This is a genomic window from Paenibacillus aestuarii, from assembly GCF_027789125.1.
GTDB classification, from domain to species: Bacteria; Bacillota; Bacilli; order Paenibacillales; family NBRC-103111; genus Paenibacillus_E; species Paenibacillus_E aestuarii.
Genome location: NZ_JAQFVF010000005.1, coordinates 1 through 15074, shown reverse-complemented (window position 1 = coordinate 15074; position 15074 = coordinate 1). Strand labels below are relative to the sequence as shown.

The 15074-nt window shown below is 57.4% G+C and carries 13 protein-coding genes; all 13 read right to left on the bottom strand.

Annotated elements, in window-relative coordinates; all coding sequences use genetic code 11:
* Nucleotides 1-401: 401 nt before the first annotated feature.
* Nucleotides 402-887 (bottom strand): (2Fe-2S)-binding protein, encoded by a 486-nt coding sequence (locus O9139_RS01405; protein WP_270877659.1) that lies wholly within the window; start codon nucleotides 885-887, stop codon nucleotides 402-404.
* Nucleotides 884-3175 carry a xanthine dehydrogenase subunit D gene (pucD, locus tag O9139_RS01400; protein ID WP_270877658.1) on the bottom strand — a complete coding sequence of 764 codons (2292 nt, stop codon included), beginning with the start codon at nucleotides 3173-3175 and terminating at the stop codon, nucleotides 884-886. Before pucD ends, O9139_RS01405 begins: the two co-directional genes overlap by 4 nt.
* Nucleotides 3159-4055, bottom strand: a complete 897-nt coding sequence (locus tag O9139_RS01395; RefSeq protein WP_270877657.1) for an FAD binding domain-containing protein — start codon at nucleotides 4053-4055, stop codon at nucleotides 3159-3161. Before O9139_RS01395 ends, pucD begins: the two co-directional genes overlap by 17 nt.
* 165 nt (nucleotides 4056-4220) lie before the next feature.
* Nucleotides 4221-4880 carry a nucleotidyltransferase family protein gene (locus O9139_RS01390; protein WP_270877656.1) on the bottom strand — a complete coding sequence of 220 codons (660 nt, stop codon included), beginning with the start codon at nucleotides 4878-4880 and terminating at the stop codon, nucleotides 4221-4223.
* A gap of 5 nt (nucleotides 4881-4885) precedes the next feature.
* The gene (locus O9139_RS01385) at nucleotides 4886-5908 is read right to left on the bottom strand and encodes an XdhC family protein (protein WP_270877655.1); all 1023 of its coding nucleotides are present in this window, start codon (nucleotides 5906-5908) and stop codon (nucleotides 4886-4888) included.
* 29 nt (nucleotides 5909-5937) lie between these two features.
* Nucleotides 5938-7533 carry a gamma-glutamyltransferase gene (gene ggt, locus O9139_RS01380; protein WP_270877654.1) on the bottom strand — a complete coding sequence of 532 codons (1596 nt, stop codon included), beginning with the start codon at nucleotides 7531-7533 and terminating at the stop codon, nucleotides 5938-5940.
* Between the two features lie 13 nt (nucleotides 7534-7546).
* Nucleotides 7547-8779, bottom strand: a complete 1233-nt coding sequence (locus O9139_RS01375) for a pyridoxal-phosphate-dependent aminotransferase family protein (RefSeq protein WP_270877653.1) — start codon at nucleotides 8777-8779, stop codon at nucleotides 7547-7549.
* A complete protein-coding gene (locus O9139_RS01370) occupies nucleotides 8766-10082 on the bottom strand; it encodes a Zn-dependent hydrolase (protein WP_270877652.1) in 1317 nt (438 codons plus the stop codon). Before O9139_RS01370 ends, O9139_RS01375 begins: the two co-directional genes overlap by 14 nt.
* Nucleotides 10060-11496 carry an allantoinase gene (locus tag O9139_RS01365; RefSeq protein WP_270877651.1) on the bottom strand — a complete coding sequence of 479 codons (1437 nt, stop codon included), beginning with the start codon at nucleotides 11494-11496 and terminating at the stop codon, nucleotides 10060-10062. The genes O9139_RS01370 and O9139_RS01365 overlap by 23 nt, the downstream gene beginning before the upstream one ends.
* A 20-nt stretch (nucleotides 11497-11516) precedes the next feature.
* Complete coding sequence (gene uraH / locus O9139_RS01360; RefSeq protein WP_377526589.1) at nucleotides 11517-11879, bottom strand: hydroxyisourate hydrolase; 363 nt, start codon at nucleotides 11877-11879, stop codon at nucleotides 11517-11519.
* Nucleotides 11879-13369 carry a factor-independent urate hydroxylase gene (gene pucL, locus O9139_RS01355; RefSeq protein ID WP_270877650.1) on the bottom strand — a complete coding sequence of 497 codons (1491 nt, stop codon included), beginning with the start codon at nucleotides 13367-13369 and terminating at the stop codon, nucleotides 11879-11881. The genes uraH and pucL overlap by 1 nt, the downstream gene beginning before the upstream one ends.
* Nucleotides 13370-13698: 329 nt before the next feature.
* A complete protein-coding gene (locus O9139_RS01350) occupies nucleotides 13699-14238 on the bottom strand; it encodes a chromate transporter (protein ID WP_270877649.1) in 540 nt (179 codons plus the stop codon).
* Nucleotides 14235-14816 carry a chromate transporter gene (locus tag O9139_RS01345; RefSeq protein WP_408638357.1) on the bottom strand — a complete coding sequence of 194 codons (582 nt, stop codon included), beginning with the start codon at nucleotides 14814-14816 and terminating at the stop codon, nucleotides 14235-14237. Before O9139_RS01345 ends, O9139_RS01350 begins: the two co-directional genes overlap by 4 nt.
* Nucleotides 14817-15074 lie beyond the last annotated feature (258 nt).

Sequence of the window (15074 nt, the reverse complement as noted above, 5' to 3'; positions counted from 1 at the left end):
CGCGGCACAGGCGCGGGCGGCGCAGGATGCTGGTACCAGCGTCTCCAACCAGGAAGGCGCCGCGATGGCCAAACAATCCGGGAAAACGACGGACGGATATTGAACATGCCGCGCCCGACGGGCGAAACAAAAAGGAGCTAGGCACGTTGGACGTGCTCAGCTCCTTTTTTTCGCTGCTGTGGGCGTGGGGCGTGAGTGGTGTGCGGGTGTGAGCGACGCGGGCGCTGGCTCCTAAAGCGGATTTTTCGCTTTAGACGAGGACTCGGTGACTCCACCGATGACCCTAAAGCGACTTTTCCGCTTTAGACGAGCATCGGAGCACCCACTGACGCCTCTAAAGCGACTGCTCCGCTTTAGACGAGGCCACGCGCCCACTCTCCGTCGTTCCGTGCATATCGTTTCTACTCTTCCGTTTTGCCCCACAACCCGCATCTTTCTATCGCCCGAAAAATGCCTTCATACCCTGTGCAGCGGCATATGTTGCCGCACAGCGCCTCTTCCGCCTCTGTGCGGGTCGGAGCCGGGTTTGTATCCCATAGCGCGGTCAAGCTGACGACCATACCGGCCGTACAGTAACCGCACTGCAGCCCTCCTTCCTCCAGCATCGCTTGCTGAATCGGGTGCAAAGACTCTCCCGCCGATATCCCCTCGATCGTCACCACGCTTTTGCCTGCCGCCTGGTAAGCCATCAGCAAGCAGGAATTGACCGGTCTGCCGTCAAGGAGCACCATGCAGGCGCCGCAGCGCCCAATTTCACATGCGACCTTCGTCCCGCTCAAAAGCAAGTCTTCGCGTAATAGATCAGACATCCGTTTGGATGCCGGGACGGGTATCGCGACTTCCTTGCCGTTTATCGTGCATTCCAGCACGTAGATATCACGAATCATAGCCCCTCCACTCCTTCCAACCAGTCGATTCCCTGCACGATGTCTTGCGGCGAGATCGGGAGATGGTTCACCCAAATACCGGCAGCCTGCCTCACAGCTGCTGTAAGCGCCGGCGCCAGCCCGACAGAGCCGATCTCCCCAACGCCGCGCGGGCCGAAAGCGTCCCCCTCGGGAAGTTCTTCGATCGCTTCAACACGTACAACTTGTGGGCTGTCCTTGAATGTGGGGACCAGGTAAGTGTCGAGATTTTGCCGGACATATCGGCTTTCTTGCATAACGGCATCCTCTGACAAGGTAAAACCAAGCGCCATCACACTGCCACCTTCGATCTGACCCAGAAAACCCATCGGATTAATGACAGGGCCAGCGGCAACAACGTGATCGGTTTCCAGCACCTTGACGCGGCCTGTAAGCAAGTTCACCTCGACCTCGGCAATGACGGATGCGTACGAGTACAAATAATGCGCACCGATGGCGCCTTCCGGTGTCGTCGGATAGTCGAATTCGGCTTCCACCCGAATCGGCTTGCCCGCTGCGAGGGCCAGCTGCGCGTAGGTGACGACAGGCCCGGCCTGGGCCTGCTCCTGCGCCTGCGCGCCTGCGCGGTGTACACCGCCCGCGCCAGTGACAAGCTCTCCAGCCGGAATGCCGGAGAGCGCCGAGGCCTGCTGCAGCAGCGCCGACACGAACGGCGGCTGCAGCCGTTGCAGTGCGCGCCACATCATCGTCGTGGCGCGCGACGCCGTGCTGGAGCCGCTGACCGGCACGCGGTCCGTATCGCCGATAACGATGCGGACATCGGCGGCGGCGCAGCCAAAAAAATCCTGCAGCATCAGCGTCAATGCTGCATACAACCCTTGGCCGATCTCCTCGAAGCCGAAGGAGGCCTGGATTTTGCCGTCCGCGGTCAGCTCGACGCGGCCGCCGGAATGATCCGGGATGCCGAGGCCGAGCCCGGCGCCGTGCATCACCATCGCCGCCCCGACGCCTCGGCGGAGCCAGGGCTCGGCACCCGCCGCCTGCCCCCGTCGCGCCCACAGCGGCGATTCCAGCGCTTTGCGCCACACCTGCTCCGCCCCTTCGGTGGCGACAATCTTTTGCCCCAGCGGTCCCGGATCACCAGGTGCGCGCAGGTTCAGCTTGCGGAACGCCCAAGCGTCCATGCCCAGCTTTTCGGCTAACCGTTCTATCTGGCTTTCCACCGCAAAAATAACCTGATTGCCGCCAAAGCCCCGAAACTCCCCGGACACGCCGTTGTTCGTATATACACTGGTGCCTTGCACATCGACATTAGGAATGGTATAAGGCCCGATCACATGCTCCGTTGCGAAGTTCAGCACTTCGCGTCCCAAGGTCGCATACGCGCCGGTATCGGCCAAAATGCTCACTTGATGCGCGATAATCCGGCCTGACGCGTCTACCCCCGTCTTCATCGTGATCTGCATCGGATGCCGTTTGATACCCGAGATGACCGACTCCCGGCGCGAATTGTGCATTTTGATCGGCAGACCGGTTGTCAGCGCCAGCATCGCCCCGTACGGCTGCACGTTCAGCTCATCTTTTCCGCCGAACGACCCGCCGATCGGACTGGAGAGGACCCGAATCCGCTCCTCGGGCATATCCAAAATGCGCGCCAGCTGCATCCGGTCCTTATAGCCGTGCTGAGTCGGCGAATAGACCGTCAGTCTGCCATCTTCGCCAAGGACGAACAAGCCGCCCTCTGTCTCCATGTACGTATGCATTTGGCGCGGTGTGCTGTAGGATTCTTCCACAATATGCAGGCAATCGGCAAAGGCCGACGCCGCATCCCCATGCTGAATGCAGGTGCGATGCAGCAGGTTCCCTTCCGGATGCAGCTTGACCGTGCCTTCATCCAGCGCTTTGGCCGGATCGTCGACAACCGGCAGCGGTTCGTAATGTACCTCAATAAGGCTGAGCGCATGCTCGGCAAGCTCTTCTGTATCCGCCGCTACGGCAGCCAGCGCATCGCCGACATAGCGGACGCGATCGCTGCACAACACCGGCTGATGCGGAAAAGCAATGCCGAACAGATTCATCCCCGGCACATCGTCTGCGGTCAGCACTGCGCGTACGCCAGGCACCCGCTTCGCTTTGCTCACATCGATCGACAGCACCCATGCGTGCGGGTACTCGCTGCGCAGGACTTTACCGTGCAGCATACCCGGCATTGTGAGGTCCGTTAAATATTTTAGCGTTCCGGTCACTTTGTCCGAACCATCCGGCCTGATGATCCATCTGTGCGGATGAGACTCACGGCTTAATCGCATCTATACCGCCCCCTTGGCGCCAAGCTTTGTAAAGTTCCGAAATGATCAGATTTGCAGCGGTTTGCTTGCGGTAAGCGACTCCGGCATAGTCATCGGCCACCGCCTGATACTGCTCCATCACGCCAGTGTGCAGCCATCTCAGCAGCGCCTTCGTCAGCGGCTGCCCAACCGCTGCCGCCTCCAACTCTTCGAAGCGTGCCGGCACTGCCGCTCCCCCGCCTGCGGCAAGCGCCAGCGCAGCAATCGTACCATCGCTATGCAGCGCAAGCTTGCCGGCCACGGTAACGACAGAAGGCGTAAAAGCCTCACGGCGTCCCACTTTGACATAGAAACCGTCAGGCTCCCCGGCGGGCGGGATCACAATCGCCGTCAGCAGCTCCTGAGGTGATGGGCCGCGCTTAAGCCACTCGGCCAGCGGCCATGTCCCTTCAGCACTGCCGTCCGTGCTGCTCACGTGCGCGTCCATGACGAGCAGCGCAGGCAGCAGATCTCCGGTACGCGTCATTACATTGCCGCCGAGCGTCGCCAGGTGCCGCACCGATGGGGCTGCAATGTCCGCACATGCGCGCACCAGCAGCCGGCCTTTCAGCTGCAGGAGCGGATGGCGCTGCAGCGCAGCCAAACCACAAGCCGCACCGATGCGCAGTTCGCCGCCCCCCTCTACCGTCAGCGCGCCAAGGGCGGGAATCCGTTCCAAGCTGATCAGATGCTCAGGCAGCGGCGACAAGCCGTTCTCCCAGCGCGGGCGCAGCCAGGTGCCGCCAGCGACCAGCACCGCTTGGTCGCCCCATCTTTGTTTCAACTTCAGCGCCTCTTCGACACTGTCAGGCAGCCATACCGAAGGCTGCTTCCAAGGCAGCTGATTTATCGGAAGCGACATGGGAACCTCTCCTTTTCCGCTCATTGTATCCATTATCCAGCTTGAAATTAGATCTACTATAATAAAACTTAGAATTTTGCGTCAATTAACCTTACAACGATTTGTTTGAATATATAAAAAGAAGCGCACCATTTGTAAAAATGCACTTCTTTCCAATTCCATATGTTATTTATATTGACATTCTGCAAAGTGTTGCATCATTTTTAACATCGATCTATACATCTCAGGCGTATCCACGTCCATGAAGCGCAAAGCGTTCTCCTCCGGCAGCAGCATGCCCCTGAACTGCGGGGAGCTGAACAGGCCACGTGCGCCCACATCCCCGCGCAGTGCAAGCACGGCCTGCCACATCCCCCGCCCGAGAACGATCGGCGGCTTGGGCAGCCCCTGATCCCCGCTGGCGATATAGTCCATGCCCGATTCGCGCTCTCTGGCATAGGCCGCAATCAGCCGGTCCAGCATGTCGGCTGTCACAAACGGCTGATCGGCGAGCATCACCAGCAGCGCATCCGCTCCGAGCTCATCAGCCAGCCGAACGCCGGTATGGAGCGAGTGCGCCATACCGGACGCCGCCTCCTTGCACGTCACGACCCGGCATTTGCCGGACACCGCGTACGGCTGCGCCGCCTCCGGTATCCACGCCCCTGCATCGCCTTCGCGCGTTACAACGAGGACGTGTTCCAATTTGGAGCGCAGCGCCTGCATCAGTGCAAGACTGCCAAGCTGCACACCTGGCGCTGCGGCAAGGGACAGTTTGGCCGTCCCCATTCTGCTGCTGCTGCCGGCTGCGAGATACACACCGGCCACGCGAATGTTAGTTTCCATGGCGCTCACCAGTTGCTCCGGCGGTTCAAATCGCCGGGATTCCAGCCATATCCAGCCTTTTTGCCGCCAGCCATGCCACGGCGAATGCTGATAAGCTCTGCCACGATGCTGACTGCATTCTCGACAGGCCCTTCCGACCCGATTTTGAAACCAACCGGATAATGCAGCCAGGCGGGAACGTCGCGCCCGTCGAGCAGCTTCTCCGTCCTGGCTCTTGTGCCCATAATGCCCAGGTAACGCAAGGGAGCCGCCATAATTTCCTGCACAAAATCCCGATCTTTCTGAAACTGATGACTCATGACTATGACGTAGTCACCGCTAGTCAAGTTAAGTCGTTCCTTGAGCTGATCCGGAAAGGCTGCGGTCAGCTCGGCGCCGGGGAACCGATCGGCTGTACAGAGCGCCTCGCGCCAGTCGGCGACCACGACGCGGAAGCCGGCGCTGAGCGCCAATTGCACAAGCGGAATGGCGTCCTGATTAGCGCCGAAGACGATCACCCTCGGCTTCGGCTCGAACAGGGAGACATACACAGCTGTGGACGGCTCCCGGCGAGCGGACATCGAAGCATCCGCCCACTCCGCTTCCGCCCCCATGCAAGCTTCCTGCAGCGAATAGTCAACCGTCGCATCCACGGCCGAATATAAGCGAGTCAGCAGGAGGGACAGCCCTAGGTCCAGTGCGGCCTTAATGGTCCGCATGTTCACCAGCAGCTCGCCGGCGACTGGCTCCAGCAAGATCCGGATCAGCCCGCCGCAGCCGATGGTGTCCCCCCAGCCAAAGTCGTCAGCCGGACGCATATCGTATTCCACTAATTGCGGCTTCTGCGACTTCCATACGGACGGCACATATTCAGCCAGATCCGCTTCCAGGCAGCCGGGACTAATACTCCCCGCCGATTGACCATCCTCCGTCAGAAGCATCATCGTCCCCTGCTTACGATAAGCATGGCCTTCCACATGAATGACTGTTGCCAGCACCGCCTGAGGCACGCCTTTTTCTATTGCCGTCAATATGTCGTAAGCCTCCACCTCTACCGCCTCCCGCTTCTCACTCCGTACTACCAGCCGATCGCCAGACCGTCACCCCGAGGATCAGCGGCCCCGCTTCTAACGCCTTTGTCATCAATAACAATACCTTGCGCCTGCCCCATCAATCCGTCCCAACTGTCCACCAGCTCGACGCGATGCCCCCATGCCTGCAACTGAGCATAAACATCCGGAGTCAGTCGGTGCTCCAGCCTAAGCGCATCCCCATCTTCCCCCCATGTTCGCCCATATACCCAACGCGGAAGCGAGATCGCTTCCTGAATGGAGAGACCGTAGTCCAACACGCCCGTTAAAATCGAAAGCTGCGTCTGCGGCTGTCCCTCACCGCCTTGTGTGCCATACAGCATGTAAGGTTTGCCCGCTTTGGTGACCATCGCCGGCATCAGCGTGTGGAACGACCTTTTGCCCGGCTCCAGTACATTGGCCGCATCCGCATCGAGCGAGAAGAATGAGCCTCTGTTCTGCAAAATAATGCCTGTATCCCCGGCGACATAAGCAGCGCCAAAATCAAAATACAAACTTTGAATGAATGACACAGCATTCCCTTCATCATCCACAACCGCCGCATACGCCGTATCCTGGCCAATAGCCGGGGACAGATGCTGGCTGGCCTGCAGAGGAGTCGCCTTCATTTCCTCCCACAACTGGGACGCGTAAGTTTTGGAAAGCAGCCGCTCAAGCGGAATGTCCCGGAAGCGCGGATCCGTCAAATAACGGTCGCGATCACGGAACGCTTTTTTAATGACTTCTGACATTATATGATAGAAATTTGCGGAATCCCTAGGCACGTTGCTAACTTCAATATGCTCCAGCATATTCATCATCATCAGCGCTGTGAAACCTTGTGAGTTCGGCGGCATCTGAAAAATTTCGTATCCCCGGTACGTAGCGGAGAGCGGCTCCACCCATTCCCCGGCATATCCACGGAAATCCGTTTCCTCCAGCGCCCCGCCGTCGTGGCGAACGCAGTCGACAATCGCCTGCATCACCGTACCGCTGTACACAGCTTCCCGGCCCTCCAGCTGAATGCAGCGCAGCGTCTGCGCCAAATGCGTTTGTACCAGACGGTCCCCTTCCTGCAACAGCGCTCCATGCGCCGTATAAACAGCGCTAAGCTGCTCTGAAGCCCGAATGAGCGACTCATCTTTCCGGATCCAAAAAGCTAAATTCCGTGAAATGGGGAATCCTTTTTCCGCATAATCGATAGCCGGAGCCAGCAGCTTCGCCCAAGGGAGCCTGCCGAACTTCGCCCATACCTGCCACCAGGCATCGGCCATGCCGGGTACAGTAATAGCACTCAGCACGCCTCTCTGTGGAATCGCTTCCAACCCTTTTTGCCGGTAAAAAGCAGGTGTCGCCCGAGCTGCCGCCATCCCGCTGCCGTTAAAACCGACCATTGTGCCGGTCGAAGCCGGATACATCAAAAAGAATGCGTCTCCGCCAATCCCTGTCATATGCGGGTAGACGACGCCCAGAGCGGCGCTGATGGCAATTGCAGCGTCAAACGCATTGCCGCCCTGCTGTAAAATCGCGCTCCCTACACTGCTGGCCAAATAATGAGGCGTGGCAATCATCGCCCGTTCCGCTCGCGGCATGATGTTCAACATCGGCGTTCCCCCCCTAGTCCAAGGATCTTTCGTAGCACGCTAAGGCGGCTTGGAGCGCCTCGCCTGCCGGTACCTTTACACCGTGGCGGATGAGTACAGCTTCCAGTGCGCCCAGCACATGCAGCACGTTTTTTTGATTGCAGCTGTAGCCCATCGTCCCGATGCGCCAGATCTGGCCTTTGAGCGGCCCGAAGGAGCTGGCAATCTCGATGCCAAAGCTGTTCAGCAGCATCGCGCGAACCGCCTCGCCGTCCACACCGTCCGGGATGCGCACGCACGTCACTACCGGCAGCTTGCAGCCTGGATCACCGTACAGCGTCAGCCCCATCGCCGTTAGGCCGGCAAGAAGTGCTGCCTCATGCCGGCGGTGTCTGGCAAAGCGCGCCTCCAGTCCTTCCTGCAGCACCAGCCTGACCCCTTCACGCAGCGCATACAGCATCGAAGTCGCCTCTGTATGGTGATTCAGCCGCTTGGGGCTCCAGTAATCCTGCAGCATGCCTAGATCAAAATAGTTGCTGCGCACCGTTAACCCGTGCACGCTTTCCGCATCTTTGTCGCGCAGCCCTCGCTCGATCGTTTTGCGGCGCAGCACCTTCGCTTCGACGCGCTCATTATAAGTAACCGGCGCCATGCCGGCCGGCACCGACAAGCACTTTTGCGTGCCGCCGATGACAGCGTCGAGCTGCCACGCGTCCGTCTGCACAGGCACCCCGCCGATCGTGGCCACAGCGTCGACGATAAGCAGCGCATCCGCTTCCCGGCACGCCGCACCGATGCCGCCGAACGGCTGCAAGCAGCCGGTGGACGTCTCGCCGTGCACCATCGCCACGATGTGCGGTTGCTCGCGCCTAATTGCGCCGATGATCTCTCCGGGGTCAAAAACCGTCCCCCACTCCTTCTCTAAAGTAACGACCTCGGCGCCACAGCGTTCGGAAATCTCGACGAGAAGATGACCGAAGCGGCCATAGATCGGCACCAGCACTTTGTCACCCGGTTGAATGACGCTGACCAGCACCGCTTCGATGCCTGAACGGGAGGTGCCGTCGATTGGATAACACCACTGGTTGTTCGTTTGAAACAAAGCCCTGAGCATTTCCATCGTCTCGTTCATCAGCGCTGTAAACTCAGGATCGAATTGGCCGAGTATCGGGTAGCTCATCGCCCGCAGCACGCGCGGGTCCACCTCGACAGGTCCCGGTGTCATGATCGTACGCTGCGACGGGGCCAAGTCTTTATATATCGTCATCTGCCTTTCCCCCATAACCGTATTGGTATAAAAGATGAACCAGCGTCTGGAAGCCCGCTATCAGCTCCTCAGCGGACGTATACTCCGCTGGACTATGGCTGATCCCTGCCCGGCTCGGAACAAAAATCATCGCTGCCGGACAAACCGCCCCCAGCAGCTGCGCATCATGGCCTGCTCCGCTTGGCATCCTTAGATAGGGTCGCCCCCCATCCTCACAAATTCGCTCAATTTCGTTGGAAATCGCGCTGTCCATCTGAACCGGTGTCACATGTAAATGTTCGGTGATCTCTATTTCAAGCTCCCGCCGTCTTGCAACAGCTTCAAGCTCATTTTGCAAATTCATGTAAAATGCATCTAATACAGGTGCATCCGTATGACGGATATCCAAAGTAAACGCCACATCGCCGGGCACCACATTGGAAGCGCCTTGGCTGACTTCAATTTTGCCTGCTGTCGCAACTAGAGGCTCGCCGGCCGCAAGCGCCAAACGCTCGGTGAGCACGATCATTTCGGCTGCGCCGGCCAATGCGTCTTTGCGCATTGGCATCGGCGTCGTTCCAGCATGATTGGCTGTTCCCAGCACGCGGACACCAAGCCTTCGCTGGCCCACGATTGCCGTAACGATGCCAATCTGTTTGCGGCGGTGTTCAAGTACGCCGCCTTGTTCAATGTGCAGCTCGATGTAAGCGCCGATATCGCTCCGTCTAGCTGACGTATCCGGTACCTCGCCAGCGCCGCCGAATCCGGCCTGCCGCATGGCGTCCTGCAGGCTAACTCCGTCAGGATCCGTAATGCCCGCTGCTTGCTCCAGCGTTCGCACACCAGTAACGTTCCCCGATCCCCAGAACGTCAGTGGGAATCGGCTCCCTTCCTCTTCACTGAAGGATACCGCTTCAAGTGTCCGCTTGGGCATCCCGTAGGCTGCCTTGAGAAAGCCCAGCGCCAGCATACTGGCGACGACGCCGTAAGCGCCGTCATATTTGCCGCCGTTAGCCACCGTATCGATGTGCGAGCCTGTCAAAACCGGCTTGAGCCCGGCAAGGTTTGCAGCCGTCCCCGGCAAGCGGCCATACAAGTTGCCGACCGCATCGAAGCGCACCTCCAGCCCGAGCTTCTGCATGCGCCGGGCGAGCGCTTGCTGCGCCTGCTGCCATGCGTCCGTGTAGAGCAGGCGTGTAACCCCGCCCTCAGGATCAGCGCCATAGCCGGATATTTCTTCTAACTGCCGGATCAGCTCCGCAGAGAACCCGGCTAACAATTGCAGCGAGTCCGGCGTCATCTTACTCAGTCCCTTCGTTGGCAATGACTTTGGCTGCTGCAGCTTCCGCATAAGCAGCAGCTTGATGGCGGAGCCAGACGCCTTCCGCCCTTCCCTTCACCCCTTCGCCAAGCTCATACACCTTGGCGCCACGCAGGAATGCTGCTTGCACCCGGCAGCTGAATGTTTTGCCGACATAAGGGCTGTGCTTATGCCGGTACAGCAAATCTTCCGCTGCCAACGTATACGTCAGCGTGAGATCAACTAGCGCCAGATCGGCATCGGCGCCTATAGCAATTTCCCCTTTGCGCGGATAGAGGCCGAAGCGCTTCGCAGGCTCCAGCGACAGCATGCGCGCCAGTTGCGGCAGCGGAATGCGGCGTCTGCGCCAGCCTTCCTCGAGCATGAGCTCCAGCGAGCTTTGCGCGCCGGAGATACCGCCCCACGCCTCGAAGATATTCCCCTGCTTGAGCGCTGTCGGGCAGGGCGAGTGATCCGAGGCGATGATATCGATGGCGCCGTCTGCGACCTTCGCCCAGAGGCGCTCCTGCTCCTCTGCGCTGCGAAGCGGCGGAGCGCACTTGGCGACGGGGCCGATGCGCGCCAGATCGTTCGCCGTCAAAGCCAAGTAGTGCGGGCACGTCTCCACCGTGACGTCCATGCCCTTGGCTTTGGCCTCGGTGATCGCCTGCACGGCATCGGCACTGCTGATGTGCACAAAGTGCAGCTTGCACCCCGTCTGCTCTGCATAAAAGAGCGCGCGGTTCACCGCTTCCAGCTCAGCAAGGACCGGCCTTGTGGCGACAAAGTCCTGCGCGCTCCGCTTGCCTGCTGCTTGTGCCTGCTTGCCAAGCTGGGATACGATCGCTTCGCTTTCGGCATGCAGAGCAAGCACCTTGTCCAAGCGAGCGATCTCCTTCATCCCTTCATACAGCGTCAAGTCGTCCACCTCGGCAAAAATATCTTCGCCTTCGCCGCCTGGACAGGACATGAACGCTTTAAAGCCGATCACTCCTGCCTCCGCAAGGGGCTGAAGCTCCTTCACATTGCCAGGCACGAGTCCGCCCCACAGCGCATAGTCGACATGCGACTCGCCGGCCGCCGCCTCCAGCTTACGCTGGAGAGCGCTCAGGCGCACCGTCGGAGGCACGCCGTTCAGCGGCATGTCGATGTACGTCGTGCAGCCGCCGGCCGCCAGCGAGGCCGAGCCTGACGCAAACCCTTCCCAGTGACCGAGCGCAGGCTCGTTGAAGTGAACATGCGCATCCACAACGCCGGGGAAGATGTGTAGATTTTCTGCATTGTAGACTGGTGTACGCTCAGGCACTTCAATTTTTTTGCAAATGACAGCAATTTTTCCGTCCTGAATCCCAATATCAGCACGGCATACCTGATCGGCAAGAACGACCATACCATTTTGAATAATAAGATCTAACGGCTGATTCACGCTTACGCTCATGAATGAACCTCCTTAGGGGGTTAGCTGCCCCGATACGTATTGTACCCCCACGGCGCGACCAACAGCGGCACATGGTAATGCGAGGAAGATCGGCTTATCCCGAAACGTACGGGCACCTGGTCCAAAAAAAGCGGCTCCTCCAGGCTAATCCCCCGGTTCCGGAAATAATTGCCGACGTGGAACACGAGCTCATACGTGCCGGTAGTAACCGACTCCCCGATGAGCATCGGCCCTTGTACCCGCCCGTCCGCATTCGTATAGGCGGTCTGCAAAAGCTTCGTCCTGCCGTCATTCAGCCGCTGGAACAATTCGATCTGCACCCCGCTTGCCGGGCAGCCGGCACTTATATCCAGCACATGCGTCGTTATGCCAGCGCTCATCATTATTCAAGGTCCTCCTTTGTCATGGAAAACCCTTGGAAGCCATAAGGCGGGCGCGGCTCGGTGAAGACTTTGCCTTCACGGGTCACCGCTTGCTCCAAGACCGTCTCCCACGTGCGGTTATTGGATTCGAAGCGGATTTCCTTCAGCTGTGGAAAGCGCCTTAATGCCCGTTGTCCGATGCGATAAATCAGATTTTGAATGGACGGCGAGTGCTGTTCATGAAAAACGGTATGTGCGATATCGCGGATTTGCTCAGCAGCGACATAGCGCTCACGGTCGGCATCCAGCGCGTCTTCGGCTTGTTCGTAACACCAGGCGATGTCGAGGAAAATGAACAGCGGACGATCGGACGTTTCCGGAAGCGTCGTATACGAATCCCGGATGAAACCGGCGAACGAGCTGCCTTTCACTTTAATTAGCTTTAAGCCGGCGACGCCGCCGCCATGCTGGACAATTTCGATCCCCTCCGCCGTGCGGACCAGCTCCACCAGGGCTGTGGGATGCTCATTTTGCGAATAACGGAAAACGAGCTCGCTCGCATGCAATTGCCCGGGTAATTGCTCGGCTCCGGGTACTCCTGATGCTGGAACCGGCAGCACCTCGAACGGCACTTGATCGGCGCTCATTTTCACCCCCGTCAAATGCGGGTAAGTCTCCAGAAACTGCCGACCGGCAAATTCCAAAAATCCTTCGGCCGTCGCGCCTTCATACGCTCCCGCTTTGCGAAGGATAAAGTTTTTCATCGAGTCTGTCGCCACGACAACCGAATTGTCGCCTTCAGAGAACGATGAGAACAGCTTCTCACCGCTGACAGCTATTTTGACATTCATCCCAAACAAAATATTGTCCCTGCCCGTAAAGCCTGATTCCGGAATCGGGGTAATCTGTGTCAACGGCTTGGCGTAAGAGCGGTACACCCACACGTCCCCTTTGCCGTAGTACATCGTCCTGTGCGCGTTGTCTGCCGGTTTCATCATCGTTTCCTCCACTTCCTTCATGAGCATGGTCTCTAACCGGAACCTCGCGATTTTGCAAACTTCCTGCAGCGCGCGCTTGCGCTCGGTCTGCGGATCCAGTTGAATGCGCTGCTCCATCGCCTCACGAATGGTGATCTTTGTCTGGCCTTTCACCGCCATGATGAATGGAAAATGGAATTTATCCGTATACTGGCGGTTTAAAGTAAGAAAAAACTCGTGTTCTTCAGCGGATAACTGGTTTAGCCCCGCACCTGACTGCTCTTGAACGGAATGATCTGTCATTTTAACACGCGTTCCCAAATCAGGATGAGCCTTTAAAAGTCTCAGCTGCTCATCCTGCTCGGCCCGCCACACCTCCGCTTCCAAGGCGCTGATCAGATCCTGCTGCGCAGCGAACGGTCCCGCCAGCCAGGCGCGCTCTGCAACCCATGGCGAATGCTCGAACAAAGATCCGAATGCTGCGACAAACGCTTGTTGATCCAGCTGGTTTACAGCCTGCAAGGTCAGCTTCATGATTACTCCACCTCAGATCCTCTGCATTCTTTTAAGCTCAATAGGAAGAATTTGTTCCATTGTAAATCTGTCCAGGAAATGGGTCAATTTGCATTACGCAACTTTGTTACCTTTCATAACATGAAGTCGTTTTTTTGTCACTGATGCACTTAAGTATAAAAAAACGCCAGGATTCCCCATCCTGACGCTTCACTTGTTCCGAACGTGTTCCCCCTTTCCAACAATTTATGAATAGAGCCGCAAAACCAGAACGCTGCAAGCTTATCCCTAAAATCTTTGTTCGCGCCGTGCAGACACCTTAACAAGGTGCAAAAAAACACTCCTAGCGTCTAGGAGTGCTGAAGAAAGATGCCGCCATACACAAAAGCTGCCACAATGACAAAGGCGGGGTGAATTTTTCTTTTTTGAATGAAATACAAGGACACCGCTGCAATCCCGAAAAACTGCAGATACCCGATCGTTTTCGTGGATTCGACGAAACTGCTCCAAGTGACCAGCAGCATCATGATGGCGATCACGGGCTGGACTAGCAGTGTCATCCCCTTGATCACTGGGGACTGTTTATACTTTTGCAGCATGTTCAGCAAAAAGATTAAAGCTATAATAGACGGCACGATTGTTGCCGCAATTGCGATCAGAACCCCTGGCCAGCCTCCGACCTGATATCCGACATATGCGGCGATCTTCGTGGCTATCGGGCCAGGCAGCGCGTTCCCCAGCGCCAGCATGTTGGAAAAGCCGCTGCTGGTCATCCAGGCGTGATTCGGCACAACCTCCTGATACATAAGCGGTATGGAAGACGGACCGCCCCCATAGCCAAATACGTTGGCTAAGAAAAAACTAACGAGCAGATGCCACCATTCCATCATGCGCTCTCACCTTTCTTTTGCTTCTTCTTCCATAGACTCTGCAGTTTGTTATGAAAGGCGCCATAGAATAAAAAGAGAAAGATGACAATGGCAGGATGCACGGATAACGTTTGAAGCAATAGAAAGGAAATAAGAAAGAAGCCAATTCCCGCATACCATCCTAGCCCTTTGACCGCCTTCTCGCCAAACTCATAGGCCATGACAGCCAGCATCACGGCGACTACGGGAACAACTGCCGCGATCATGCCTTTAATAATCGTTGACGTACTGAAAAAATGAATAAATGAATAAAGCCCCACCATCGCCACGCATGTTGGCGCAATATGGGCGAGTACGCCTAAAGTTGCTCCGCCTACGCCTTTTAACCTGTAGCCCAAGTACCCGGCTAATTTGGTCGCGATCGGGCCGGGCAGCGCATTGGCTATGGCGAGGACCTCGCCGAACTCCTCATCCTCCATCCACTTAAATCGCGTAACCGCTTCATAGCGGATTAACGGCACGATCGACGGACCGCCTCCATAACCAAGAATACCTGTGCGAAACATCGCTGTTGCAATCTGTATGTAGCTGTTTATCAATGCCTTACGTCCTCCTAACTGCCTAGTCAAATTCATTATGACTATTGTAATACAAATTGAACGATTTGTTCAGATTTCTGAAGATTTTGTAGGAATTCATAAAAAGTAATTTAGCTCATTGGCAAAAATACGGAAACAACAAAAAAGCCTTTCTGAGATTTCACTCAAAAAGGCTTTGTTCTGTGCTTGGCAACGTTCTACTCTCCCAGAACCCTTCGGTTCAAGTACCATCGACGCTGGAGGGCTTAACGGTCGTGT

Excerpts from the sequence above, each read along its gene's own strand:
- O9139_RS01365 (WP_270877651.1), bottom strand. The coding sequence starts at position 11,496 with ATGAGCGTAAGCGTGAATCAGCCGTTAGATCTTATTATTCAAAATGGT.
- uraH (WP_377526589.1), bottom strand. The coding sequence starts at position 11,879 with ATGATGAGCGCTGGCATAACGACGCATGTGCTGGATATAAGTGCCGGC.
- O9139_RS01390 (WP_270877656.1), bottom strand. The coding sequence starts at position 4,880 with ATGGAAACTAACATTCGCGTGGCCGGTGTGTATCTCGCAGCCGGCAGC.
- O9139_RS01405 (WP_270877659.1), bottom strand. The coding sequence starts at position 887 with ATGATTCGTGATATCTACGTGCTGGAATGCACGATAAACGGCAAGGAA.
- O9139_RS01375 (WP_270877653.1), bottom strand. The coding sequence starts at position 8,779 with ATGACGATATATAAAGACTTGGCCCCGTCGCAGCGTACGATCATGACA.
- ggt (WP_270877654.1), bottom strand. The coding sequence starts at position 7,533 with ATGTTGAACATCATGCCGCGAGCGGAACGGGCGATGATTGCCACGCCT.
- O9139_RS01350 (WP_270877649.1), bottom strand. The coding sequence starts at position 14,238 with ATGATGGAATGGTGGCATCTGCTCGTTAGTTTTTTCTTAGCCAACGTA.
- pucD (WP_270877658.1), bottom strand. The coding sequence starts at position 3,175 with ATGCGATTAAGCCGTGAGTCTCATCCGCACAGATGGATCATCAGGCCG.
- O9139_RS01395 (WP_270877657.1), bottom strand. The coding sequence starts at position 4,055 with ATGTCGCTTCCGATAAATCAGCTGCCTTGGAAGCAGCCTTCGGTATGG.
- pucL (WP_270877650.1), bottom strand. The coding sequence starts at position 13,369 with ATGAAGCTGACCTTGCAGGCTGTAAACCAGCTGGATCAACAAGCGTTT.